Genomic DNA, 23400 nt, shown 5'->3' on the forward strand with positions numbered 1-23400 from the left:
GCACCGCCGCCCGCCACCACCCCTCCGCCCCCCGCTCCGACCCGCTGGCGCACCGAGGCGCCGGCCCCACCACGAGGCACCCATGACCAAGGCACTGAAGTACTACTTCCCGATATTCGCAGGACCAACTCTCCTGGCATTTCTCGTCGCATTCGTCGTCCCCTTCTTTATGGGACTCTACCTGTCGTTCACCAAGTTCAAGGCGCTGACGAACGCGAAGTGGGTCGGCGGCGACAACTACCTCAAGGCCCTGGACCCGGGCTCGGGCTTCATCCCAGCGCTCGGCTTCACCGCCCTGGTCTCCGCGATCTCCATTATCACGGTGAACCTGGGGGCCTTCGCCCTGGCCTACATGCTCACCCGCAGGCTGCGCGGCACCAACTTCTTCCGGGCCGTCTTCTTCATGCCCAACCTCATTGGCGGCCTGGTCCTGGGCTACACCTGGCAGGCCATGCTCAACGCCGTCCTCAAGTACTGGGGACAGACCATCACCAACGACTGGCGCCTGGGCCTGGCGGGCCTGGTCATGCTGGTGAACTGGCAGCTCATGGGCTACATGATGATCATCTACATTGCGGGCCTCCAGAACGTGCCGCCCGAGCTCATAGAGGCCGCCCAGATCGACGGCGCCTCCTCCTGGCAGACCCTGCGCAATGTCACCCTGCCGATGATCATGCCCTCCATTACCATCTGCCTCTTCCTCACGCTGACCAGCACCTTCAAGATGTACGACCAGAACCTCGCCCTGACCGACGGGAACCCGCTGGGGAGGACCCGTATGGTTGCCCTCAACATCGTCGACACCATGTACGTCAAGAGGAACCAGGCCGGAGTGGCCCAGGCGGAGGCGGTCATCTTCTTCATCATTGTGGCCGTCATGGCGCTCGTCCAGCTGCGCGCCACTCGTTCCAAGGAGGTCGACGCCTGATGAGCGCCCCCACCCAGACCGTCTCTACCAGCACGCTCGTCCACGACCGTCCTCCCCGGTACAGTCCCGGACGAGACGCCGCCGTCATTGTCCTGACCCTGCTGACACTGGTCTGGATCGTCCCCCTGGTCTTTATCCTCATTAACTCCTTCAAGGGTCGCTTCTACATCTCCGACGACCCCTTTGGAATCCCCCTCGGGGACACCTTCGCGGGCCTGCAGAACTATGCCACCGGCCTGCGGCTCTCCGGGTTCCTGCGCGCCATCGGCTGGTCCGTGTTCATCACGGTGGGGTCCGTGTCCGTCATTGTGCTGCTGACCGCCATGACCGCCTACTACATTACGCGCATCAGGAACTGGTTGACGTCCGCGATCTACTACGCCTTCGCCTTCTCCATGATCGCCCCCTTCCAGATGGTCATGTTCCCCACCTCCAAGGTGGCCGACATGCTCGGGCTGGCCACGCCCTGGGGCATGATCATCCTCTACCTGGGCTTTGGCGGGGGACTGAGCGTCTTCCTGTTCGCAGGGTTCATCAGGTCCATCCCCCTGGAGATCGAGGAGGCCGCCTACATTGACGGCTGCTCCCCGCTCCAGACCTACTTCCGGGTGGTCATGCCCCTGCTCAAGCCCACCGCCGTGACCGTGGCCATCCTCAACGCCATGTGGGTGTGGAACGACTTCCTCCTGCCCAACCTGGTCATTGGCCGCGACGACCGCTACAAGACCATCCCCATTGTCATCCAGATGCTCATCGGATCCAACGGGGACAAGGACACCGGCGCGCAGATGGCCATGCTGGTGCTGGCGGTCATCCCGATCGTGGCCTTCTACCTGGCGTGCCAGAAGTACATTATCGAGGGGGTGGCGGCCGGCGCCGTCAAGGGCTGAGCGCCCCGGTGCCACTGCCTGCCCCTGCCCGCCCCACCGACAAGGAACGCCGTGGCCTCCTTCATCCGCCCCGACTCGGCCTTCTACCAGGCCTGGTCCGCCGCCGCCGACCTGGTGGTTGTCAACCTGCTGACGCTCACGGCCTGCCTGCCGGTACTGACCGCCGGAGCCTCCCTGACGGCCTGCGCCCGCGTGACCGGGGACATGGCCCGCGGCCAGGACGGCGGCGTCGCAGCCTCCTGGTGGCGCACTTTCCGTGCCGAGCTGGGACGCTCCCTGGGATGGTGGGTGCCGACGGCGGGCCTGCTCGCCCTGGCCCTGTGGGAGCGCCTGGTCCTGGGGCGGGCCGGGCAGGGGGCGCTGTCCGGGCTGGTCCTGGTCGGCGTGCTCCTCCTGGTGGCCGTGCTCGTGTGGCTGGTGCCCCTCACGGCCTTCTTCGACGCGCCCCTGGGCCGCCACCTGGCCAACGCCGCCCGCCTGGCGGTGGGCGCCCTGGGCCTGACGGCGGCGAGCCTGGGCGTCCTGGCCGCGCCCCTCCTGCTGGCCTGGCTCGTGCCCGGCTCCTGGGCGGCGCTGGCCTGGTTCACGGTGCTGCTGGGGGTGGCCTTCCAGGCCTACCTCATCGCCCTCCTCCAACGCAGGACCATGAGCCGCCTCCGGCAGCGCGCCGCCCGGGCCTAGGGCCTGCGCGCCGCCCCTCCCGCCCCGCTCTCCGGTAGGCTCGAGGACGGCCTGCCCACCGGCACGCCGCACATGAGACCAGGGAGCATCCATGCCAGCCGTTGTCGTCGTTGGGACCCAGTGGGGGGACGAGGGAAAGGGCAAGGCGACTGACCAGCTCGGTCAGGACGTCGACTACGTCGTCAAGTTCAACGGCGGCAACAACGCCGGCCACACCGTGGTCATCGACGGGGAGAAGTTCGCCTTCCACCTGCTTCCCGCGGGCGTGCTCACCCCCGGGGTCACCTCGATTATCGGCAACGGCGTCGTGGTGGACCTGGAGGTCCTCTTCGCCGAGATCGCCGAGATCGAGAGCCGCGGCAAGGACGTCTCGGGTCTGCGCGTCAGCGCCGACGCCCACATTATCCCCTCCTACAACCGCGTCCTGGACCGCGCCACCGAGCGTTACCTCGGCGAGCGCCAGCTGGGCACCACCGGCCGGGGGATCGGCCCCACCTACGCGGACAAGATGAACCGCGTGGGCATCCGCATCCAGGACCTCTTCGACCCCTCTATCCTGCGCCAGAAGGTCCGCAGCGCCCTGGAGCAGAAGAACGGCCTGCTGGAGAAGGTCTTCGACCGCCGTCCCATTGACCCCCAGGCCGTGGCCGACGAGCTCCTGGCCTACGCCGAGCGGGTGCGCCCCATGGTCGTGGACTGCAGCCTCGTGCTCAACCGGGCCCTGGACGCCGGTCAGACCGTCCTGTTCGAGGCCGGCCAGGCCACCATGCTCGACATCGACCACGGCACCTACCCCTTTGTGACCTCCTCCAACCCCACCGCGGGCGGGGCCTGCACCGGCACCGGCGTAGGGCCCACCCGCATTGACCGCGTGGTGGGCGTGGTCAAGGCCTACACCACGCGGGTGGGGGAGGGGCCCTTCCCCACCGAGCTGACCGGGGCCGAGGGCGAGCGCCTGCGCGCCGAGGGCGGCGAGTACGGGGTGACCACCGGCCGCCCGCGCCGCTGCGGCTGGCACGACGCCGTGGTGACCCGCTACGCCGCCCGCGTCAACGGGCTCACCGACCTGGTCATGACCAAGCTCGACGTCCTGACCGGCCACAGGACCGTGCCCGTGTGCGTGGCCTACGACGTCGACGGCACACGCACCACCGAGATGCCCCTGACCCAGAGCGACCTCCACCACGCGGTGCCCGTCTACGAGGAGCTGGAGGGCTGGGACGAGGACATTACCGGGGTGCGCCGCTTCGAGGACCTGCCCCCGGCGGCCCGGGCCTACGTCCTGCGTATCGAGGAGCTGGCCTGCTGCCACGTCTCGGCCATCGGCGTGGGCCCCGGGCGGGAGGCCACCATTGTGCGGCGCAGCCTCATGGGCTGAGCCCTGCTGGCGCGGCAGGACGCAGACGGTGGGGCGCGGCCCAGCCGGGCCCGGTGCCGGCGCCCGGCCGGAGCTGGGACCCGGCAGCCTCGCCGGATCCGGTGTCCGGCGGTCTCCTGGGCGCGTGCGGGAGGCCGCCTGCCCGGTCGGGGCTACGCCGGGGACCCGTGCCGGGACCCGTCCTGGTCCTGGGGGGCGTCGTCCTGGGCGGGGGAGGACGTGCCCGGGGCGTCGTCGCCCCCCTGGACGGTGCCGGTCCTGGCTGCGGCCGCCTGGGCGGCCAGCACCTTCCTCCTGCGGATAACCACGAACCCGACCGCAGCCACGACCAGTACCAGGAGGCCGCCCACGAGCAGACGCCCGGAGGCGCCCGACAGGATGGTGGTGTCGGAGGCCTCCACGGCGACCGCCCGCAGGTCCTCGGGCTCGTCCAGGACGTTCTTCCACGTGGCCGTGTTGCCGTCCTTGGTGCCGTTGCCGGAGACCTCGGTGACCTTGCCCGGGAAGGTGGCGGAGATGGTCATCTCCAGGCCCTCGATCCCTGCCTCCGGGGCGATGTCCGCCTCCCTGCTCAGGACGTCCTTGGGGATGGTCAGGGTGTAGCTGCCGTCCGCGTGGGTGATGGAGCCGGACTTGCCGGTGGAGGCGAAGTTGGCCAGTGAGTCGCCGGACACCTTGATCTCGCAGGCGGGGAAGCCCTCGTACTCGGTGAAGGTGTAGGTCGCCTTGGTCCCCTCGGGCACGGTGCCCGTGCCCGCAAGCTTCTTGGTGCACTCGTCCTTGGTCAGGGCGCCCGAGCCCGTGTCGTCCCAGAGCGTCATGCCGTAGTCAACGGTGTCGTTGTCGTGGATCGTGAAGTCCGCGCGCACGCCGCAGGCAGACAGCAGGAGGACGCCGGGCAGGGCCAGGGCGAGGCCGAGGCGGCGCAGGTGGGGGGTAGTCATGGCAGAAGTCTACGAAGACGGGGGCGGGGCCCAGGACACCCGGGTCCCGCCCCTATCACCGGCAGCGGCTCGCGCGCCACCACGCCTCCTGCGCCAGCGCCCGCCCCGTGCGTCGGCAGCGGCTCGCTGCACGTGGGGGGTAGGTGACCAGCAGGTGCGGGCCCGCCCGTGCGCTGGCAGCGGCTCGCGCGCCGGGCTTCAGTGCCGGGCTTTAGTACTGCGGAGGCTGGTAGGCGGACTGGTCGGGCTGCTGGTAGTCGCCCTGGGACGCAGGCTGGGGGTAGCCCTGCTGGGGGGCGTAGCTCGAGGGGTAGGCCGCCTGGGCCGCCGCCTGCCTCTTGCTCCTCCTGCGGGAGGCCACGACGACGGCCACGATCACGCCGACCGCCACCAGGGCGCCGACGACGCCCAGGACGATCCACAGCGTGGAGGAGCTCCCGGAGCTGGTGGAGCTGGTCGAGGAGCTCCCGGCCGCGGAGGAGCCGTCCTTGTCGGCCGGGGCCGTGGGCTTGCCGTCCAGGCCCACGGCCTTGAGGTCGCCGGTCTCCTCAGCCATCTTGCTCCACACGGCGGTATTGCCCTCCTTGGTCCCGTTGCCGGAGACCTCGGTGACCTCACCGGGGAAGGTGACCCTCAGCTCCACGGGGAACAGGTTCAGGGCGGCGGCGGTCTGCGGGTCCTTCTTCATGTTCTCGATGGCGCTGTGGGACATGAGGAACGTGTACCTGCCGTCCGCGTGGGTAATGGTGAGGTCCTTGTTGCCCGAGCTGATAGGCGCCCTGGTCGTCTTTATCTCGCAGGCCGGGGCGCCGTTGTGGTCGGTGAAGGTGTAGGTGGGCTTGGTCCCCGAGGGGAGGCCGGACGAACCGCCCATTGCCGACTCGGTGCACGTGTCCTTGGTCAGGGTGCCCGATCCCGTGTCGTCCCACACCAGCATGGTGAGCTCGAAGGTGTCGTCGTCGTGGATGGTGAAGCCGATCTGCGCCCCGCAGGCGGACAGCAGCAGGACCAGGGGGGTAAGCAGGGCGACGCCCAGGCGCCGCGACCGTGAGGGGGTACTCATAGACGGGAGTCTACGGAAGAGCGCGGCAAAAGGGGGAGCCCCGGGAGCGGCAAAAATAAGGGGGAGCCCCGGGACGTGCTTCCCGGGGCTCCCTCAGGTACGCAGCTGATCGGGTGCCGGTCAGTACTGGGCCGGGGGCTGGGGGTAGCCACCGCTCTGGGGGTAGCCACCCTGACCTGGCTGGGGCTGACCTGGCTGGGGGTATCCGGGCTGACCTGGCTGGGCATAGCCACCCTGGCCGGGCTGGGGGTAGCCGCCGGGCTGACCTGGCTGGGGGTAGCCACCCTGGCCGGGCTGGGCGTAGACAGGTGCCCCGGGCTGCTGCTTCTTCTTGCGGGAGACCACGACGACGGTCACGATGACGCCGACGACGACCAGGGCGCCGACGACGCCCAGGACGATCCACAGCACGGCCGAGCCGCCCTTGTCCGCGCCCACGGCCCTGAGCTCACTGGTCTCCTTGTTCGCGGCCTTCCACACGGCGGTGTTGCCCTCCTTGGTCCCGTTGCCGGAGACCTCGGTGACCTCACCGGGGAAGGTGACCCTCACCTCCACGTCGAACGTGCTCGCGCTGGAGTTCTTATTGTCGCTCATATCCATGACGAAGGTGTACTTACCGTCCGCGTGGGTAATGGCGCTCTTGCCCCCGCTCTTGTCGCTGATGGGCGCGTTGAGGGCCTTTATCTCGCAGGCCGGGGAGCCGTTGTGGTCGGTCACCGTGTAGGTGGGGGTGACCCCTGAGGGCTTGCCGAACGTCTTCGTCATGGACTTCTCGTTGCAGTTCTCCTTGATCTGGGCCGCGCCCGTCTCGTCCCACACCAGTATGGTGGAGTCGACGGTGTCGTCGTCGTGGATGGTGAAGCTGATCTGCGCTCCGCAGGCGGACAGCAGCAGGGTCAGGGGGACAAGCAGGGCGGCGCCGAGGCGGCGTGCGTGTGAGGGGGTGCTCATGGGCACGAGTCTACGGAGACGGGCCACGAGCCTGGCAAGTCGTTCCCGCCGACTCGCGCCCCGGCCTTCTCTCATGGCGGATCCTTGAAGGGCACTCCCGGGCGCCCGCCGTACCCGTCTGCCCTCGCGCCTGCGCCCCGGTGCCGCAGCACTGCTGGACGCTCCCGGGCGCCTGCCCGGGCGGGTGTGTGGGGGAGAACACCGGGCTTCGGGGAGCCGAAGACCGGTCCTTAGGACCTAAGAACCTGCGCCGACCTGGCAGATGGGAGAGGATTGACCCGACCGTACGAGAGTCAAGCACCCCCAGGAAGGGACCACACATGACTGTGTCTGAGCAGGACGTCCGCGCTGCCGCACCGGCCAACGCCCCAGAGGACGTCGTCGCCTTCGCCGTCCGCCTCGCCGAGCTCGGCAAGCCCGAGAACGTCTACTTCTGCGACGGCTCCGACGCCGAGTGGGACCGGCTGACCAGCGAGATGGTCGAGTCGGGCATGTTCACCCGCCTCAACCCGGACAAGCGCCCCAACTCCTTCCTCGCACGCTCGCTACCCAGCGACGTCGCCCGCGTGGAGTCCCGCACCTTCATCTGCTCGCAGAAGGAGGAGGACGCCGGTCCCACCAACAACTGGTACGACCCGGCCGAGATGAAGAAGATCCTCCACGAGAAGTTCGACGGCACCTACAAGGGCCGCACGATGTACGTGATCCCCTTCTCCATGGGCCCCCTGGGCGGCCCTATCTCCCAGCTGGGCATTGAGATCACCGACTCGCCCTACGTGGTGGTCAACATGCGCATTATGACTCGCATGGGCGCCGCCGCCATGGACCTCATCAACGAGGGCCGCACCTGGGTCCCCTGCGCCCACTCCGTGGGCGCGCCCCTGGCCGAGCACGAGAAGGACACGGCCTGGCCCTGTAACGACGAGAAGTACATCACCCACTTCCCGGAGACCAACGAGATCTGGTCCTACGGCTCGGGCTACGGCGGCAACGCGCTGCTGGGCAAGAAGTGCTACGCGCTGCGCATCGCCTCCACCATGGCCCGCCGCGACGGCTGGATGGCCGAGCACATGCTCATCCTGCGCCTGACCGACGAGAAGACCGGCAAGCAGTACCACGTCACCGCCGCCTTCCCCTCGGCCTGCGGCAAGACCAACCTCGCCATGCTCCAGCCCACCATCCCGGGCTACAAGGTGGAGACCATCGGCGACGACATCGCCTGGATGCGCCCCGGCCCCGACGGCCGCCTGCGCGCCATCAACCCCGAGGCCGGGTTCTTCGGCGTCGCCCCGGGCACGTCCTACAAGACCAACCCGATGGCCATGGACACCATGAGGGCCAACTCCATCTTCACCAACGTCGCCCTGACCGACGACGGCGACGTGTGGTGGGAGGGCATTGACGCCCCGCTGCCCGAGCACCTCATTGACTGGCAGGGCAACGACTACACCCCGGCCGACGCCGCGGCCGGCAAGAAGGCCGCCCACCCCAACAGCCGCTTCACCACCCCGGCCTCGCAGTGCCCGATCATCTGCCCCGACTGGGAGGCCCCCGAGGGCGTGGCCGTGGACGCCATCCTCTTCGGCGGCCGCCGCGCCACCAACGTGCCGCTGGTGGCCGAGCAGTACGAGAACGCCCACGGCGTGTTCATCGGCGCCTCCGTGGCCAGTGAGGTCACCGCCGCCGCCCTGGACGCCAAGGTCGGCTCGCTGCGCCACGACCCCATGGCCATGCTGCCCTTCTGCGGCTACCACATGGCCGACTACTGGGCCCACTGGCTGACGATGCAGGACAAGCTCGGCGACAAGTTCCCCAAGGTCTACCAGGTCAACTGGTTCCGCAAGGACGAGGACGGCAAGTTCATCTGGCCCGGCTACGGGGAGAACTCCCGCGTGCTGGACTGGATCGTGCGTCGTGCCGCCGGCGAGGCGGGCGCCGTCGACGGCGTGACCGGCCGCTACCCCAAGCTCGAGGAGTTCAACCTCGAGGGCCTGGACCTGGGTGCCGAGGAGTGGGCCAAGATGTACGACATCGACCCCGACGCCTGGGCCGCCGAGATGGACGGGACCGAGGAGTACTTCGCCCAGTTCGGTGACAAGCTCCCCCAGGCCGTCAAGGACCAGCTCGCCGCCTTCCGCGAGCGCATCGCGGCCGCCAGGGCCTGAGCCGACGCCGGCCCGCCCTGGCGCTGGCCCGGAGCAGGCCGGTCTGGCTGGGCCGGGCCGCCCTGGACCAGGACGCCCTGGGCGGGCCCGGATCCCGGCAGGGCTCGTAGCCCGGAAGCCCGGAGGCGGGCCGGTAGGCCCCTGCCTGGACCGCCCTGTTGACGGCGCCCGGCCACCCCGAGAGGGTGGCCGGGCGCCGTCGTGCCGCGGCGGCCCGCGCTCCCGTGGCGGCCCGCGCTCCCGTGGCGGCCCGCGCTCCCGCGGGGGCTGGCGCGCGTGGACGCCGGCTCAGGCGTAGTTCCGGGCCAGGAAGTGCTCGAAGGAGCTGACCCCCACGGTGACCGTACCGGTCCCGGAGCTCACCTCGATACCCTGCCCACCCACCTGGAACAGGCGCCAGAACGCCCCGGTGCTGCTGGCCCGCAGCCCGAAGGGGGCGCCGTAGCGGTGCTCGATCGTCTTGGCCAGGTACCAGGCGTAGTTCGCCCGGTCCCGCACCGATATGCAGGTGCCTGCGGCGGGCTCCGGGGAGACGGCGACCTCCAGGCCGTCGGAGTGGGGTCGGGCGTACCACCCCTGCGCCCGGTACCCGGGCCCGTCGAGGACCGGGGCGGGGCGGGCGCCCGCCGCGGTGAGGACCTCGTCGGCGGGGGAGCCGGCCAGAATCTGCTCGACCATGTCCAGGACCTCGAGGATCGTCATCCCGGGCTGGAAGGGGACGACCGGGCCGAGCCGGGCAGGTCCGCCGACAGGCTCGTCGACGGCTCCGTCGTCAGTCCCGTCTGAGGAGCTGCCCGTGGCGATGCGCTGCCGCAGCTCCTCCAGGCTCATGCCCGTCCGAGGGGTGCTGACCGGGGACCCGGCGGGCGGGCCGCCTGGGGCGCCGTCGCTCCGGGACGGCTGGGTGAGGATCCCCTCGGTCCCAATGAGATCCATCTCACTGACGGCGGTGCCTCCGGCCATGCCTGCAATGACGTCCGTCATGGAGACCTCACCCCTCTCCAGGAGGGCGCGGGGGACCAGGAGGTCGCTCTTGCCGCCGGCGTGGGAGGTGGTGGTGACCCGGACCCCCTCAGGCTCGCCGGTGAAGGCGACCTGCGCCCAGGGGGCCTGGGGTCCCATGGTCCAGCGGTAGGCCAGCGGCCGGCGCCAGGTCGGCGGGGTCAGGGCGATGTCGGTGGGCAGCGTGTTGAGCAGGTCGCCGACGGTGTCGTCCAGGTCGTTCCAGGTGGTGATGACCGGGGTGTAGGGCAGCCAGTCCCTGGCCCTGCCGTCGAGCACCAGCAGCCACTGGTAGGGAAGCCCGCTGCCGGGGGTCCACAGCTTGAAGGCGCCGTGCTCGCGGCTGTCGATGACCGGGGCGCGGTCGAAGGAGGAGACGGTCACCGAGCAGCCGCCGGTGGACGGGTTCGCGGCGGCCCCGACCTCGATGACGCGCTCGTCCACGTACCAGCGGAAGCGGATACCCGGCCCCAGCATCTCGTGGGGAGGGGAGTCCAGCAGGGCGGCCGCCCCCAGGAGGAAGTGGTGCACGCCGGCCTCGGTCAGGGACTGGTCCAGCAGGGCCGCGACACGGTTGGCTAGCTCCAGCTCGGGGTCCATGCTCGTGAGTGTCCTTGCGGGGTGGGTAGGTGCCGGGCAGGGACACGCCTCCTGGCGGCGCGCCCTCCGGCTGTGAGGGTAGGAGGGAGGTGACAGGGGTAGATGGTATCCGCTCGCGCTGCCGGTGCCCGACCCGGCGGCGGCGTGTGGGCGGCCGTGCCGGTACGCTGGCCCCGACCAGGCGTCCCAGGCTCGACCCGGCGGCGTGTGGGGGGCCGGCGGCCGCGGTGAGTAACCGGTTGCCGCGGCGGGGGCCAGCGGCTGCGGTGGGCGCCCGCCGGGGCGGTGAGGGGCGGTGGGTGGCTGTGCGCCTGCCGGGAGCGCAGGGCCCCGGTAGGGTGGAGGAGTGAAGATCCTGCTGCTGGGGTCCGGCGCGCGAGAGCACGCCCTGGCCCGTGCCCTCGTCAACGCCCCCGAGACCACCGAGCTGGTCGTCGCCCCCGGCAACCCCGGGACCGCCATGATCGCCACCAACTTCGCCATTGACCCCACCAGCCCCGTCGAGGCCGTCGAGCTGGCCACCCAGATGGGGGCCGACCTCGTCGTCGTCGGCCCCGAGGCGCCCCTGGTGGCCGGTGTGGCCGACGCCGTCCGCCAGGCCGGTGTCCCCGTGTTCGGCCCCGGCGCCGCGGCCGCCCGCCTGGAGGGCTCCAAGGCGTTCGCCAAGGAGGTTATGGCCGCCGCGGGCGTGCCCACCGCCACCGCCGTCGTGTGCGCCACCCCGGAGGAGCTCTCCGCCGCCCTGGACCGGTTCGGCGCCCCCTACGTGGTCAAGGACGACGGCCTGGCCGCGGGAAAGGGGGTGGTCGTCACCTCCGAGCGCGACGCCGCCCTGGCCCACGGCCGCTCCTGCCTGGCCAGGCAGGGCGGGCGCGTCCTCGTCGAGGAGTACCTGGACGGCCCCGAGGTCTCCCTGTTCTGCGTGTGCGACAGCGCCACCGTCCGCCCGCTGGCCCCCGCCCAGGACTACAAGCGTGTCGGGGACGGCGACGTCGGCCCCAACACCGGCGGCATGGGCTCCTACTCGCCGCTGACCTGGGCCCCGGCCGACCTGACCGAGCAGGTGGTGCGTGAGGTCGCCCAGCCGGTCGTGGACGAGATGGCCCGCCGCGGCACCTCCTTCACCGGCCTGCTCTACTGCGGGCTGGCCCTGACCGGCAAGGGGCTGCGGGTGGTGGAGTTCAACGTCCGCTTCGGCGACCCCGAGACCCAGGTGGTCCTGGCCCGCCTGACCTCCTCCCTGGCCCAGCTCCTCCACGCCGCCGCCACTGGGCGCCTGGCCGAGGTCCCCGCCCCCACCTGGAGGCCCGAGGCCGCCGTCGACGTCGTCCTGGCCGCCCCCGGCTACCCCGGCGCCGTCACCACCGGTGGGCTCCTGACCGGCCTGGACGCCGCCGAGGAGGTGGAGGGCGTCCACGTCCTGCACGCTGGCACCGGTTTCAGTGACGACGGCGAGCTCGTGGCCACCGGCGGACGGGTCCTGTCCGTCGTGGCCCTGGGTGACGACGTCCAGGCCGCCCGGGAGCGCGCCTACCAGGCCGTGGGGCGCCTGGGCCTGCCCGGCTCCCACTACCGCACCGACATTGCCGCAGGGCGCTGACCCGTGGGCCGGTCAGCGCCCCGGGAGCTGTCGGAGGCTCCCGGGGCGACCCGCCCGAGGCCGCCGTGGGGCCGGGTCGCCGGTGCCGTGGTCGCCGTCCTGGCGGTCCTTCTCACCGCCCTCGTGGCCCCGGTCAACGGGGGCTGGTGGTGGGTGCAGCGGGCCGCCTTCATCCTGACTGCCACGCTGTGGTGCGTCCTGTTTGGCGCCGTGCTCTGGGTCGGACGGCGGGCGGCCGGCCCCGCCGGGTCCCGGCGCGGTCCGCGTTGGGCGAGGATCCTCATCGCGGTCGTGGCCGTGCTGTTCGGGACCGGGGCCCTCGCCGTCCTGGGCGCCACCGTGTCGTCGCTGGTGGCCGGCCCGCAGGAGCTGAGGATCTCCCAGTGCCTGTCGCTGGGCCGCCCCGGGGCGCGCAGCGAGTACACGGCGCACCTGCTCACCGAGGCGGGGGAGAAGCTGGACGTCAGCGTCTCGGGGGCTGTGCGCAGCGGCGTGGATAGCCAGCTGCGGTACCTGTGTGCCTCGCACGCCCCCTTCACCATGCGCTGGTACCCCTCCAAAGGCCCCGTCCTGGAGGTGCGCGAGGGCTAGCTCTTTGCTGGCGCGCTCCGGCCGGCGCGACGTCGCGCCCCTTGCGGCCCCCGCCGCGCCCCTCGTGGCGCCTCCCTGCGGCCTCGGAGGAACGGTAAGGGCCGGGAGCAGCGGGGCGCCCCTACGGCCCCGGAAGGTGTTCTTGGCCGTGCCGTGGGACGGGTGACATGATGCTGCCATGCGTCTAACCCGTCTGCTCAGGGTCAGCTCCTGGAGCGTGTCGCCGTGGAGGGTGGCAGGTGCGACGCTGCTTAGCGGGGTCCTCTGCTTCCTCGCCCCCGGCGTCCTCCCCGGTACGGGCCCCCTCGGCCTGGTACGGCTCGCCCTGTACCCCGTGGGGATGCTCCTGGTCTCGGTGACAGTCCTCCTGAGCGCCCCCCTGCTGGGGCGCGTCGCCCGGGCGGAGTCGGAGGCGGCGGACGCCCTGAGGGCCGCGGCGGCGGCCGGGACGGGAGGCTGGGACCGCGAGCACGCGCGGTTCCTCTACATGTTCAGGGTAAAGATGGTCAGGGTGCTGGCCGTCGGCCTGGGGTCGGTCCTCCTCCTGGTGAGCGTGCTGACCACTCTCCTGGCCCTCGGCAGGATCGGGGCCGACCTGCTGGAGGGCCCTGAGACGATTCACGTGGAACACTGCTACGGGCCCTGGGACAGGGGCCAGGCGCCTGACGGGGTGGTGGTCCACGACGACGGCCTCACCCTGGTGGGCCCGGACGGGTGGTCCAGGTACGTGAAGCTGGACGGACCAGCGAGGGAGGGCGTCCGGCGGGCCTGCTACGGGGGCGCCCCCGCGCAGGTCCGCATGTGGGCGCGCACCCGCGTCGTCGCCGCTGTCGAGGCCGGCTGAGCCGCGCCGCTACGCCCGTGCCCGGCCGGGCAGTCCTTCCACAGCCGCTCCAGGGGCCCAGCCCCCGCTCGGCGGAACCTCCCGGCGTCCCCGGAGGCGGTCGCCTAGCCGGGGGAAGGCCCCGGGGCCGGGGCCCGGCGTGCCGGCCCTGGTGGCAGGATGGGGCCATGCGGTGCCGGGGAGGCAGCCGGGCCGCCCGCCTGCGGCTCCCGGTGGCAGGATGGGGCCATGAGTGACACCCGCCTGCCTGAGGCCCCCGCCCTGCCCGGCTGGGAGCACCGCTCCAGCGGCAAGGTCCGTGACGTCTACGTCCCCGCCGACGACGGCCCCTGGGTGGGCCAGGACGTCCTGCTGGTCGTGGCCTCCGACCGCATTAGCGCCTACGACCACGTGCTGTCCACCCCCGTGCCGGACAAGGGCAGGGTGCTGACCGCCCTGAGCGTGTGGTGGTTCGAGCGCCTGGCCGACGTCGTACCGGGCCACCTGCTCAGCCTGGACGTGCCCGGGCCGGTCGCCGGACGCGCCATGGTCTGCCGCCGCCTGGACATGTACCCCGTGGAGTGCGTGGCCCGCGGCTACCTCACCGGCTCCGGCCTGGCGGAGTACCGGCAGCACGGGTCCGTCTGCGGCGTCGCCCTGCCCGACGGGCTCACCGAGGCCTCCCGCCTGCCCGAGCCGGTCTTCACCCCGGCCGCCAAGGCGGGGCTCGGTGAGCACGACGAGAACGTCACCTTTGAGCGCGTGGTCCAGATGGTGGGCCCGCACGCCGCCAGCGCCCTGCGCGAGACCACCCTGGCCCTGTACGCCCGGGCCGCGCTCCTCGCCCGGGAACGGGGCATTATCCTGGCCGACACCAAGTTCGAGCTCGGAACGGACGCCACCGGGGCCCTGGTCCTGGGCGACGAGGTCCTCACCCCCGACTCCTCCCGCTTCTGGCCCGCCGAGGCGTGGGTCCCGGGGCGGGCCACGCCCTCCTTCGACAAGCAGTACGTGCGTGACTGGCTCACCTCCCCGGCCTCGGGCTGGGACCGTGCCAGCGGGCAGGAGCCGCCCGCCCTGCCCGACGACGTGGTCGAGCGCACCCGGGAGCGCTACCTGGAGGCCTACGAGCGGCTCACCGGCAGGGCGCTGGCATGACCAAGCGGTCAGTGCCGCCGACGGCCTCGGGGCGGGGATCCCCCGGGCCCGCCAGCCCGCCCGGGCCGGGTGCCGACGCGGCAGGGCCCCCTGAGGCCGCCAGCCAACGCACCTTCCGCCCCGGTCCCGGGCTGGTCGTCGTCCTGGCCGGGACCGGGATGGTCGTGGTCCTCGCCCTGGGGGCGGCGGTCAGCAACGCCCTGGGCGCGCACGGGGTCGCCGCCCTGCTCGGCGGGGCCTCCCTGGTCGTGGTGGGCCTGGCCCTCCTGGCCGTCCTGCGGGTCCCGGCCCGTTCCCTGGTGGTCAACGCGCCGCGTCTGCGCCTGGCCCGGGTCCGTTCCCGGGCCGCCCGGCGTGACCGGCTCCGCCAGGACGACCCGGCACGCACCCGGCGCCGGTGGCGCAGGGGCCGGCAGGAGGCGGACGGGTCGCCCCAGGGGGCGTCCCGGGCCCGCGGGCATCACGAGGGCCGTGCCGCGGGGCACACCGCGGGCCAGCTGGTCCTGCGCACCGTCGCCGGTGAGCTCACCCTGCCCGAGGCGGATCCTGACCGCCGCGAGCTGACCACCCTGGACGTGGTCTCCGGGCCCGTGACCACCCTGGTGGCCGCCTCCGCCCCGGGCCGGTGGGCGGACGAGCACCTGGCTGGCACCACCACCGGGGAGAGCCTGGCGCGGCTGGTCCAGCTCCTGGCTGGCACGCTGGGGTTCGTCCTGCTGGCCCTGGGACTGGCCTCCGTCCTGGGGCAGGTGCTGTCGTGACCGCCCGCCAGCAGCGGCCCGCCCGCCGCCCCCGGGGCGAGCCCGCCTCCGGCGTGGACTGGGGCGGCCCCCGCCAGCCGGTCCACCAGGACGCCGTCGACCTCGACCAGGAGGGCGCCACGAGGTGGGGGAGTCCCGGTCTCGGCGCTCGCGGCCCGCAGGACGCCACCGACTGGGGCGGGCCCGCCGACGCCGCTGCCCCGCGCCGGGGCTCGCCCTGGGGCGCCACGGCCCGCCGCCAGCGTCTCATGGGGGTCGTCTTCGCCCTCCTGGGACTGGTCCTGGCCACCAGCGCCGCCATGAACCTGGCCCGCAGCGCCCAGGCCGGGCACCCCTGGATCCCGCCGTGGCTGGTGGCCGCCCTGGGAGGGGCGGGCCTGGTCGCTGCCGCCGGCTACCTCGCCTGGGCGGGAGGCACCCCGGTGCGCAGGGAGGCGGACCGCTGGACGCCGACCCTCGTAGACGCCGCCGCGGGCCTGACCAGCGGATCGGTGGAGGTCGCCGACCCTCGTCGGCTCCTGGGGGCGGGCCCCGCCGGTGCGGGCCGGCAGGACGCGGGCCGGCAGGACGGGGGGCCGCCGCGGGTACGTGTCGCCTCCGGGCCCACGCCCATCATGGGGACCTCGACGGTGGACCCCTCCAGGCACGCCCCCGCGGGCGTGGCCGGGGCCGTGGGCGGGTTCATGCTCGCCGCCGCCCTGGTGTGCGCGGTGGTCGCCCTGGTCCTGGGGCCCGCCTGGCTCCTGGCGACGGCGGCCCTGGCCGTCGGGGGGATCACCGCCACACGCCTGGCCGCTGACTGGCTGGGGGTGTACTGACTCACGCGGTTCGTTGTGAGAGTCACGTCACCTCTGGCGGTCAGCGGGCCTGTCCCTGCCTTCGGGGACGATAGAATCATGCTGCGTCGTGGCCTGTCCCACGCCACGTCCCTGGTCCTAGATCCCATATCCACCTGGAGGAACCAATGCGTCTCGGACGTACCGCCGCCATCCTGAGCGTTGGCGCGGCCCTGGCCGCCACCAGCGGCCCGCTAGCCTCCCCGGCCCTCGCCTACGACAACAGCACGGACGGGTTCACCGTCCACATCGGCAGCCAGGCGCTTGACCCCGCAAGCACCTCCGTGGTCCTCAACGGCTCCGGCTGCTCCAACGAGTTCTCCAAGACGACGGACCCGGACAAGCAGGAGTACGCCCCGCAGGTCCGCGTCTCCCTGCTCCACAACGGTCAGAGCGGCCTCCAGGACGTCTCCGCGTCCACGCGCCCTGACCCGGACGGCAACTGGTCCACGGAGCTCAATATCGCCGAGATGGTGACGGCCCACGGCGGCGACGTGAACGAGGACGGCTGGACCCTGTCCGTGGGCTGCTACGGCTACAACGACGCCACCCGGGCCGTGAGCGTGCCCATCTACTTCGACAACACCCACGTCACTGGTACCTACACCATTGAGGGGGCCTCCGTGGGCGCCCAGTCCTTTAACGTCGGGGGCAACGGCTTCACCCCTGGTGAGACCGTGTCCGTCAGCCTGGTGGACACCACTGACGAGTCCGTCACCTACCAGGTCGGCACCCTCACCGTGGACGCTGAGGGCAAGGTCCTCGGCTCCCTGGCCGCACCGGGAGGCGTCCCGGACGGCCGTTACAAGCTGGTGCTGACGGGGAGCCGCTACGGCGAGTCCGCCGCGAGCCTGACCCTCATTAAGGTCTCTGGCGGCCTGTTCAGCTTCGCCAACGGCGCCAGCGACGGCAATATGGCCGCGAGCAAGGACGACGACCCCGGAGTGCCCTCCGCCCAGCCCGCCAGCGGGACCAAGAAGCCCGGCGGCAGCGACCTGGCCAGGACCGGTGTCGACGCCACCCTGGCCCTGGGCGCCGCGGTCCTCGTCGGCGTGGGGGCAGTGACCGTCGCACGTCGGCGTCGGGCCTGACCCCTGGCTGCCCTCTCACCTGACTCCTCCGCCGGGGCCAGGACCTGTCCGCAGGCCCCGGCCCCGGCGGAGGGGCGTCCCCGGTCCGGCGGCGCCGCGGGCCCGACGCGCCGTCCACGGCTCCTCTCACGATGCGGCCTGCACCTGCGGGGCGGCCTGCGACGCTGGCGCCCGTCCCTGCGCTCGTGGCGGGGGCTCACCTCCCTCGTGGCGGTGGTCCTGGTCGTCCTCCTGGTGGCGCTGGGGGCGGATCTGGCTGTCCTGGCCTACCGGCCCGACTACGTGGATCTGGCCCTCCCCGCCGCTACCGGCTCAGGCGGGCCCCCGGAGACCTGGCTCCTCGTGGGCACCGACTCCCGCCAGGACCTGCCCGACGGCCCCGCACGCTACGGCACCTCCGAGGACGTGAGCGGCCAGAGGGCCGACGTCGTCCTGCTGCTCCAGCCCGGCAGCCAGGGGACCCGGATCCTGGGCCTGCCCCGTGACCTCATGCTGGTCGGGGCGGACGGGACCGTGGACCGCCTGGCCGCCAGCTACCTTCGCGGGCCCCAGGCCACCGTGGACCTGCTGTGCACCGGCCTGGGGGTCAGGGCCACCCACCTGGTGGTGGTGGACATGGCCCAGTTCGCGCGCCTCGTGGACGCCCTGGGAGGGGTGGACGTGGAGGTGGCCGAGCCGGTGCGTGACGCCCGCGCCGGGCTGGACCTGCCCGGCGGCACCCAGCACCTGAGCGGCGTGGACGCGCTGGCCCTGGTGCGCTCACGCCACCCGGAGGTGCTCCGGGACGGGGTGTGGACCGCCCTGCCCGCCCCGGAGGGGGCCCGACGTCGCAGCGAGTTCAGCGCGTCGGTCATGCGCTCCCTCCTGGCGGCCCTGGCCCGGCAGGTGCGCGACCCGCTGCGTGCCCACGCCCTGGCCCACGACATCGCCGGGGACCTCACCCTGGACACAGGCACCAGTGTGTGGGACCTGGTCTCCCTGGCCCGCTCGACCGCCACGGCCGGGCGCGAGGGGGCCCTGAGCAGCGTCACCGTGCCCGCACCGGACCTGGAGGGCACCTTCGTCGCCCCGCCGACCCCTCAGACCTTTGAGGCCCTGGCCGCCTACGGATACACCCGGGGCACCTGCACCCCGACGTCCTGAGGCGGGCCGAGGCCTGCTGGTGCAGGTCGGGGCGGCCCGGGGCGGGCTTCCTGAGCCCGGTCGGACCTGGTCGGGGACGGTTGGGCCCGGTGGTCGCCTGGACGGGCGGCGCCCCCGCGGAGCAGGTAGGCTGAATCGCGCAGACACCTACCTTCCCCCGAGGAGAGCCGATGGGACGCATTGTCGTCGAGGTCATGCCCAAACCCGAGATCCTGGACCCTCAGGGCAAGGCCGTCGTGGGCAGCCTGCCCCGCCTCGGGTTCGACCAGTTCACCGCCGTACGCCAGGGCCGCCGCTTTGAGCTGAGCGTGGACGGCCCGGTCACCCCGGCGCACCTGGAGGCCGCCCGCCAGGCCGCCGACAAGCTCCTGTCCAACCCGATCATTGAGGACGTCGTCTCCGTGCACGCCGAGGAGGCCTGAGCCATGAGCACCCCAGCGCCGACCGGCGCCCGCATTGGCGTGGTCACCTTCCCCGGCACCCTGGACGACGTCGACGCCCTGCGCGCGGTGCGCCTGGCCGGGGCCGAGCCGGTGACCCTGTGGCACAAGGACGCTGACCTCCACGGCGTGGACGCCGTCGTCGTCCCCGGGGGCTTCTCCTACGGCGACTACCTGCGCTGCGGGGCGATCGCCCGCTTCGCCCCCGTCATGGACGAGGTGGTGGCCGCCGCCAGGGCGGGTATGCCGGTGCTGGGCATCTGCAACGGCTTCCAGGTCCTCACCGAGGCCCACCTGCTGCCCGGGGCCCTCATCCGCAACGACCACCAGCGCTTTGTCTGTACCGAGCAGCGTCTGCGCGTGGAGTCCGTCACCACCGCCTGGACGGGGTCCTTTGACCAGGGTGAGGAGGTCGTCGTGCCCATGAAGAACGGCGAGGGGAACTTCATCGCCTCACCGGCCGAGCTCGACCGCCTCGAGGGCGAGGGCCTGGTGGTCTTCCGCTACCTGGGCTCCAACCCCAACGGCTCCGCCCGTGACATCGCCGGTGTGCGCAACCGGCGCGGCAACGTGGTGGGCCTCATGCCCCATCCCGAGCACGCTGTCGAGCCCGGGTTCGGCCCGGACAGCCCGGCGGGCATGCGCCGGGGCGTGGACGGCCTGCGCCTCTTCCAGTCCGTGATCAGCTGCCTCGTGGGCGCCTGACGCCCCACGTACCGGTGGGGGGCCAGGCCCGTGCCGGGCCCGCCGTACGCCGTGCCCGGCTCGCACCGTGCCCGGCCCTGGTGGGGGCCTGGCGGGGGCCAGGGGGCGGCCCTGCTGCCCTGCCTGCTCCTAGAACGGCAGGGGGCCGATGACGAGGTGCCAGTCCACCACCGCCACGGTGACGAGCAGGACGCAGGTCACCGTCCCCAGGGCGAAGGCGACCAGGTAGGAGAAGGTGAGGATCCCCTCCGACTGGGCGGCGGCGTTGCCCTTTATGAGCGGGACCAGGCCACCCGGACCCGTGAGGCAGGACACCCAGAAGGTGACCGACGGCGAGGGGAGCCGGTAGCGCGGGTCCTGGTCAGTGCCGGGGGATCCTTGCCGGAGGGGACCTCCGCCCAGGGTCCTCCAGACCGCGAGCGTGTCAGCCGTGGCGTGATAGGTCCTTGGTACCACCACCAGGCACCTGCCGGTGCGCGGGTCGCGCGGCCCGCCCGGCACCCCCCACAGCCCGCACAAGGCAGCGAGCATGAGGAAGACCGACAGGACGTGGGTGAGCCAGGTCCACTGGTTGTTGAACACGGACCCGTGTGCCAGCCAGTCACCCCACAGGACCTGGGCGGTGAGCAGCACGACGGCGACTGACAGCAGGGTCCGGATCCTGCGGATCCGGGCCCGGGACGGGTCCGCCTCGGGCAGGTCCCGGAACGCCCGGTGCAGGTCCAGGAGGGGCACCACCGCCAGGACGCCGAGGACGACCAGGATTGTGACGGAGGCTGGCAGGAGGGGGACGGGCCTGGCTGTCCCCAGAGGCGGGCCGAGGACGGTGCTCCACGTCATGCCGGTGGTCAGGGTGAGGATGGCGTCAGGGGACAGGCGGCCGTAGCGGGAGTAGTCCTCCCAGAGGGTGAGCGGACAGGCCAGGACCGTCCTGATGACGAGAAGACCGAGGGCCGTGGCCCCCGCCCGCAGGACCAGGATGTGGCGGGCAGGCGCGGGCGCGGTCCTCGTGGCCGGCAGCGCGACGAGGACCAGCAGGGCGTGGAGCACCAGGACCGCCTGGTGGCAGAGGGCGGTCAGGCCCAGACTGAGTACGTAGTACGGGGGGAGGAGGACGGTGAGCTCGTAGTAGAGGAAGAGGCATGTTGTCACGGCGTCGTACGTCCCCAGGATGCCGACGGCCAGGGCCAGTCACGGTGCCCGGCCCTGTCGTGCCTGGTAGAGCGAGACGGCGAGCGTCACCGCGGAGTACAGGGGCATGAGCCTGAGGTGCAACGAGTACTCGGTGAAGGCCGATGCGAGGACCAGCCACGTGCAGGTGGTCGCCAGGCAGGCGAGCACGAGGACCCTGGTGGCGGCCAGGGGGCGGAGTCGTCCTGGTACGGTAACCGGGTTCATGGGGCTAGGCCGCCTGGGGCCTGCCCACCGGCCGGCCCGCGGGCCCCTCAGGCGATGTCGATGGCCTGGGCCAGGACGTCAATGAGCTGGAGCATGTGGCGGTCAGGCAGGAAGGAGCGGCGCACCGACTCGTGGGCCGCCTGCCCCATCTCGCCAGCCCGCTCCGGGAACAGCAGGAGGCTGGAGACCGCGGACGCCCAGGCGGCGCCGTCGCCGGGATCCACGAGGCACCCGGTGAGGCCGTCCTCCACCTGGTCCCTGATACCGCCCACGGCCGAGGCCACCACGGGCGCCTTCTTCCACATGGCCTCGGCCACCGTCAGGCCGAAGGCCTCCACCAGGGAGCGCTGGGTGACCACCGTGCTCACCCGCTGGAGGGCGTTGACCGTCACGGCGTTGACCTCCCGGTCCCGCGCGGGGATGGCCGCCACGTGGACGCGACGGGCCGCCGAGCGGGGCAGGAGATCCACCGCCTCCAGCACCTCCTCCAGGACCCGCTGCGCCTGCGCCTCCCGGTCCGGGTCGGGCTGCGGGCCCACCAGGAGCAGGTGGGTGTCCTCGGGCAGGTCGGCCAGGTGGGCGGCGAAGACCTCCACGAGCTCCTCCATGCCCTTGAGCGGGTCCCAGCGGGAGACCTGAGTGACCACGCGCGAGCCCAGCGGGACCGGCAGGTTGACGCCGGTGACCTGACCGGCGGCGTCGGCGGTGGCCCGGATGGCGTCCGGACGGCCGTCCTCGCGCACGAAGGGCACCGCCTCGAAGGGCGGCTCACCGGCGAACACCCCCGAGAGGCGGGCCACCGACCAGGCCTCGTCCAGGCCCAGGACCTGGTTCTTGGGGCTGTCGGGGTTGATCGACGGCGGGATGACGGCGCAGCGCTCGACCTCGGTGAAGGGCGGGCGGTACTCCTCGCAGGAGACGACCGTGAGGTCGGTGTCCTCCAGGTAGCGGTCCAGGAAGGCCCAGGCGTGCTGGCCGGCCTCGCCGGCGTCCTGCGTGCCCAGGTGGCAGCGCCACACGACGGTGGCGCCGGCCGCCTTGAAGAACCGCGCCAGGCCCGCTGTGGGCGGGTCGTGGAGGATGACGACGTCGCCGTCGCGCACCCCCTCGACGTTCTCGGCGTTGGAGCTCAGGACGTGCTCGTAGATGTCGCGCTGCTTCTCCCCCAGCCGGCCGCCGTCGCCGCGGTCGCCGTGGATGCCGGCGTGGAGCCGGGCCGAGATGGTGAGGAACTCGGCGGGGGCGTCCAGGATGAGCCAGCGGGCGTCAATGCCCTGCTCAATGGCGTATCCCACAATGGGGGCGACGATCTCCGCCGGGCCGCTGCCCGCGGAGGCGTTGGGGGTGACGGTCCACACGGTACGGCCGTCAAGGAGGCCGTGGGCGGCCTCGACCCCGTCACGCAGGCGGCGGGTGGCGACCTCGTCCAGGTGCGAGGCGAGGTCGGCCAGGTGCAGGGGGGCGACGTCAATGGTTCTCATAGTCCAAATCCTGCCTCTTTTTCTTGTGATGCGCAGCACTGCGGGGGTCGTGTCTCGTTTTGTGCCAGGATAGCGGGTGCCGGGGGCTGCCAGAATGGTGCCCTGAACCGTGCGTCCGTCCCTATCTCCCCCAGGAGGAACCGTGGGCCAGAACCCCTACGCTCCCCAGCCCTACGACCCCTCGGGCGCCTCGCCCTACGCGCCCTCCGCACCGCAGGCGGGCGCCCCCTACGCGCCCTCGGCGCAGGATCCCTACGCGGGCCAGGCCTACGCGGGCCAGGCCTATGCCGGTCAGGCATACGCCGCCCAGCCCTACGCGGGCCAGGCCGTCATGTACGCCGACCCCCAGTACGCCGTGCCCAAGTCCAAGGCGGCCGCGGCCGTCCTGGCCTTCTTCCTGGGCTGGGCCGGGGCCCACAACTTCTACCAGAGGCAGACCGGCCGGGCGATCGGCCACCTCGTCATGGCGGTGCTGGCCATTGCCCTGTTCGTGACCGCCCTTGTCATGGTGGCGAATGACCCCTACATCCCGAATGGGAGTGACAAGGAGTTTACCGTCGGGCTCCTGACGCTCGGCTCCCTGTTTGTCTTGGGGGTCAACGCCCTGTGGGCTTTTATCGAGTTCATTATTGTCCTGGTGTCCGACGACGGCAGGCTCACCTGAACCCGCCCTGACCGGGCGCGTCCCCGTGCCGACGGCCGGGTCCTAAAGGCGCCGTCCTCCGGGGCGCCGGGCCTGCGCCGCCGCCCTTGCACCAACCGTCTTTCACC

At 72.2% G+C, this 23400-nt stretch carries 23 protein-coding genes; 16 read left to right on the plus strand and 7 right to left on the minus strand.

Annotation, left to right across the window (positions count from 1 at the left end):
* Positions 1–82 precede the first annotated feature (82 nt).
* The 4 genes from JJJ15_RS08915 to JJJ15_RS08930 all read left to right on the plus strand — a co-directional run bounded on the left by JJJ15_RS08915 (position 83) and on the right by JJJ15_RS08930 (position 3877).
* Positions 83–928, plus strand: coding sequence for a sugar ABC transporter permease (locus tag JJJ15_RS08915; RefSeq protein WP_200510503.1), 846 nt, complete (start codon positions 83–85; stop codon positions 926–928).
* Entirely contained in the window at positions 928–1818 is an 891-nt protein-coding gene (locus JJJ15_RS08920; RefSeq protein WP_200510504.1) for a carbohydrate ABC transporter permease, read from the plus strand. The genes JJJ15_RS08915 and JJJ15_RS08920 overlap by 1 nt, the downstream gene beginning before the upstream one ends.
* A 51-nt stretch (positions 1819–1869) precedes the next feature.
* Entirely contained in the window at positions 1870–2499 is a 630-nt protein-coding gene (locus tag JJJ15_RS08925; protein ID WP_200510505.1) for a DUF624 domain-containing protein, read from the plus strand.
* Between the two features lie 91 nt (positions 2500–2590).
* The gene (locus tag JJJ15_RS08930) at positions 2591–3877 is read left to right on the plus strand and encodes an adenylosuccinate synthase (protein WP_200510506.1); all 1287 of its coding nucleotides are present in this window, start codon (positions 2591–2593) and stop codon (positions 3875–3877) included.
* A gap of 152 nt (positions 3878–4029) precedes the next feature.
* On the opposite strand, the gene JJJ15_RS08935 is transcribed toward JJJ15_RS08930, so the two are convergent.
* The 3 genes from JJJ15_RS08935 to JJJ15_RS08945 all read right to left on the minus strand — a co-directional run bounded on the left by JJJ15_RS08935 (position 4030) and on the right by JJJ15_RS08945 (position 6835).
* Positions 4030–4821 (minus strand): hypothetical protein, encoded by a 792-nt coding sequence (locus JJJ15_RS08935; protein WP_200510507.1) that lies wholly within the window; start codon positions 4819–4821, stop codon positions 4030–4032.
* Positions 4822–5032: 211 nt separating this feature from the next.
* Positions 5033–5884, minus strand: coding sequence for a hypothetical protein (locus JJJ15_RS08940; protein ID WP_200510508.1), 852 nt, complete (start codon positions 5882–5884; stop codon positions 5033–5035).
* Positions 5885–6004: 120 nt separating this feature from the next.
* Positions 6005–6835 carry a GGIII-like transmembrane region-containing protein gene (locus JJJ15_RS08945; RefSeq protein ID WP_200510509.1) on the minus strand — a complete coding sequence of 277 codons (831 nt, stop codon included), beginning with the start codon at positions 6833–6835 and terminating at the stop codon, positions 6005–6007.
* Between the two features lie 320 nt (positions 6836–7155).
* Between JJJ15_RS08945 and JJJ15_RS08950 the strand changes: the two genes are divergently transcribed.
* On the plus strand, positions 7156–9000 hold the full coding sequence (locus JJJ15_RS08950) for a phosphoenolpyruvate carboxykinase (GTP) (RefSeq protein ID WP_200510510.1): 1845 nt from the start codon (positions 7156–7158) through the stop codon (positions 8998–9000).
* 288 nt (positions 9001–9288) lie between these two features.
* On the opposite strand, the gene JJJ15_RS08955 is transcribed toward JJJ15_RS08950, so the two are convergent.
* Entirely contained in the window at positions 9289–10602 is a 1314-nt protein-coding gene (locus tag JJJ15_RS08955; RefSeq protein ID WP_200510511.1) for a hypothetical protein, read from the minus strand.
* A 346-nt stretch (positions 10603–10948) separates the two neighbouring features.
* On the opposite strand from JJJ15_RS08955, the gene purD reads away from it, so the two are divergent.
* The 10 genes from purD (at position 10949) to purQ (ending at position 19750) form a co-directional block, all read left to right on the plus strand.
* On the plus strand, positions 10949–12202 hold the full coding sequence (gene purD / locus JJJ15_RS08960) for a phosphoribosylamine--glycine ligase (protein ID WP_200510512.1): 1254 nt from the start codon (positions 10949–10951) through the stop codon (positions 12200–12202).
* 3 nt (positions 12203–12205) lie between these two features.
* Positions 12206–12793: a hypothetical protein gene (locus JJJ15_RS08965; RefSeq protein WP_200510513.1), complete on the plus strand. Its 588-nt coding sequence runs from the start codon at positions 12206–12208 to the stop codon at positions 12791–12793.
* Positions 12794–12971: 178 nt separating this feature from the next.
* Positions 12972–13637 (plus strand): hypothetical protein, encoded by a 666-nt coding sequence (locus JJJ15_RS08970; RefSeq protein WP_200510514.1) that lies wholly within the window; start codon positions 12972–12974, stop codon positions 13635–13637.
* A gap of 228 nt (positions 13638–13865) precedes the next feature.
* Positions 13866–14774, plus strand: coding sequence for a phosphoribosylaminoimidazolesuccinocarboxamide synthase (locus JJJ15_RS08975; protein ID WP_200510515.1), 909 nt, complete (start codon positions 13866–13868; stop codon positions 14772–14774).
* Positions 14771–15535: a hypothetical protein gene (locus JJJ15_RS08980; RefSeq protein WP_246741992.1), complete on the plus strand. Its 765-nt coding sequence runs from the start codon at positions 14771–14773 to the stop codon at positions 15533–15535. The genes JJJ15_RS08975 and JJJ15_RS08980 overlap by 4 nt, the downstream gene beginning before the upstream one ends.
* Positions 15532–16353, plus strand: coding sequence for a PsbA protein (locus JJJ15_RS13200; RefSeq protein ID WP_246741993.1), 822 nt, complete (start codon positions 15532–15534; stop codon positions 16351–16353). The genes JJJ15_RS08980 and JJJ15_RS13200 overlap by 4 nt, the downstream gene beginning before the upstream one ends.
* Before the next feature lie 146 nt (positions 16354–16499).
* Positions 16500–17462, plus strand: a complete 963-nt coding sequence (locus JJJ15_RS08990) for a hypothetical protein (protein ID WP_106110351.1) — start codon at positions 16500–16502, stop codon at positions 17460–17462.
* A gap of 207 nt (positions 17463–17669) precedes the next feature.
* Positions 17670–18605 (plus strand): LCP family protein, encoded by a 936-nt coding sequence (locus JJJ15_RS08995; RefSeq protein ID WP_246741994.1) that lies wholly within the window; start codon positions 17670–17672, stop codon positions 18603–18605.
* Positions 18606–18775: 170 nt separating this feature from the next.
* On the plus strand, positions 18776–19027 hold the full coding sequence (locus JJJ15_RS09000) for a phosphoribosylformylglycinamidine synthase subunit PurS (protein ID WP_106110353.1): 252 nt from the start codon (positions 18776–18778) through the stop codon (positions 19025–19027).
* Positions 19028–19030: 3 nt separating this feature from the next.
* Positions 19031–19750, plus strand: a complete 720-nt coding sequence (gene purQ, locus JJJ15_RS09005; RefSeq protein ID WP_106110354.1) for a phosphoribosylformylglycinamidine synthase subunit PurQ — start codon at positions 19031–19033, stop codon at positions 19748–19750.
* 129 nt (positions 19751–19879) lie between these two features.
* Here the strand turns inward: purQ and JJJ15_RS09010 are convergent, their stop codons facing one another.
* Genes JJJ15_RS09010 through JJJ15_RS09020 form a run of 3 tightly spaced genes read right to left on the minus strand, consistent with a single transcriptional unit; the run spans position 19880 to position 22629 of the window.
* Entirely contained in the window at positions 19880–20902 is a 1023-nt protein-coding gene (locus tag JJJ15_RS09010) for a hypothetical protein (protein ID WP_106110355.1), read from the minus strand.
* A gap of 39 nt (positions 20903–20941) precedes the next feature.
* Positions 20942–21148 (minus strand): hypothetical protein, encoded by a 207-nt coding sequence (locus JJJ15_RS09015; protein ID WP_129591605.1) that lies wholly within the window; start codon positions 21146–21148, stop codon positions 20942–20944.
* 47 nt (positions 21149–21195) lie between these two features.
* Entirely contained in the window at positions 21196–22629 is a 1434-nt protein-coding gene (locus JJJ15_RS09020; RefSeq protein WP_106110356.1) for a glycosyltransferase, read from the minus strand.
* A gap of 142 nt (positions 22630–22771) precedes the next feature.
* Here JJJ15_RS09020 and JJJ15_RS09025 point away from each other — a divergent pair, with 142 nt between their 5' ends.
* Positions 22772–23293: an NINE protein gene (locus JJJ15_RS09025; protein WP_106110357.1), complete on the plus strand. Its 522-nt coding sequence runs from the start codon at positions 22772–22774 to the stop codon at positions 23291–23293.
* Positions 23294–23400 lie beyond the last annotated feature (107 nt).

It is taken from the genome of Actinomyces sp. HMT897 (genome assembly GCF_016626125.1).
GTDB lineage: Bacteria > Actinomycetota > Actinomycetes > Actinomycetales > Actinomycetaceae > Actinomyces.

Excerpts from the sequence above, each read along its gene's own strand:
- JJJ15_RS08915 (WP_200510503.1), top strand. The coding sequence starts at position 83 with ATGACCAAGGCACTGAAGTACTACTTCCCGATATTCGCAGGACCAACT.
- JJJ15_RS08930 (WP_200510506.1), top strand. The coding sequence starts at position 2,591 with ATGCCAGCCGTTGTCGTCGTTGGGACCCAGTGGGGGGACGAGGGAAAG.
- JJJ15_RS08980 (WP_246741992.1), top strand. The coding sequence starts at position 14,771 with ATGACCAAGCGGTCAGTGCCGCCGACGGCCTCGGGGCGGGGATCCCCC.
- purQ (WP_106110354.1), top strand. The coding sequence starts at position 19,031 with ATGAGCACCCCAGCGCCGACCGGCGCCCGCATTGGCGTGGTCACCTTC.
- JJJ15_RS08990 (WP_106110351.1), top strand. The coding sequence starts at position 16,500 with ATGCGTCTCGGACGTACCGCCGCCATCCTGAGCGTTGGCGCGGCCCTG.
- JJJ15_RS08945 (WP_200510509.1), bottom strand. The coding sequence starts at position 6,835 with ATGAGCACCCCCTCACACGCACGCCGCCTCGGCGCCGCCCTGCTTGTC.
- JJJ15_RS08955 (WP_200510511.1), bottom strand. The coding sequence starts at position 10,602 with ATGGACCCCGAGCTGGAGCTAGCCAACCGTGTCGCGGCCCTGCTGGAC.
- JJJ15_RS08950 (WP_200510510.1), top strand. The coding sequence starts at position 7,156 with ATGACTGTGTCTGAGCAGGACGTCCGCGCTGCCGCACCGGCCAACGCC.
- JJJ15_RS09020 (WP_106110356.1), bottom strand. The coding sequence starts at position 22,629 with ATGAGAACCATTGACGTCGCCCCCCTGCACCTGGCCGACCTCGCCTCG.
- JJJ15_RS08935 (WP_200510507.1), bottom strand. The coding sequence starts at position 4,821 with ATGACTACCCCCCACCTGCGCCGCCTCGGCCTCGCCCTGGCCCTGCCC.
- JJJ15_RS08940 (WP_200510508.1), bottom strand. The coding sequence starts at position 5,884 with ATGAGTACCCCCTCACGGTCGCGGCGCCTGGGCGTCGCCCTGCTTACC.
- JJJ15_RS08975 (WP_200510515.1), top strand. The coding sequence starts at position 13,866 with ATGAGTGACACCCGCCTGCCTGAGGCCCCCGCCCTGCCCGGCTGGGAG.
- JJJ15_RS08970 (WP_200510514.1), top strand. The coding sequence starts at position 12,972 with ATGCGTCTAACCCGTCTGCTCAGGGTCAGCTCCTGGAGCGTGTCGCCG.
- JJJ15_RS09015 (WP_129591605.1), bottom strand. The coding sequence starts at position 21,148 with ATGAACCCGGTTACCGTACCAGGACGACTCCGCCCCCTGGCCGCCACC.
- JJJ15_RS08920 (WP_200510504.1), top strand. The coding sequence starts at position 928 with ATGAGCGCCCCCACCCAGACCGTCTCTACCAGCACGCTCGTCCACGAC.
- JJJ15_RS09000 (WP_106110353.1), top strand. The coding sequence starts at position 18,776 with ATGGGACGCATTGTCGTCGAGGTCATGCCCAAACCCGAGATCCTGGAC.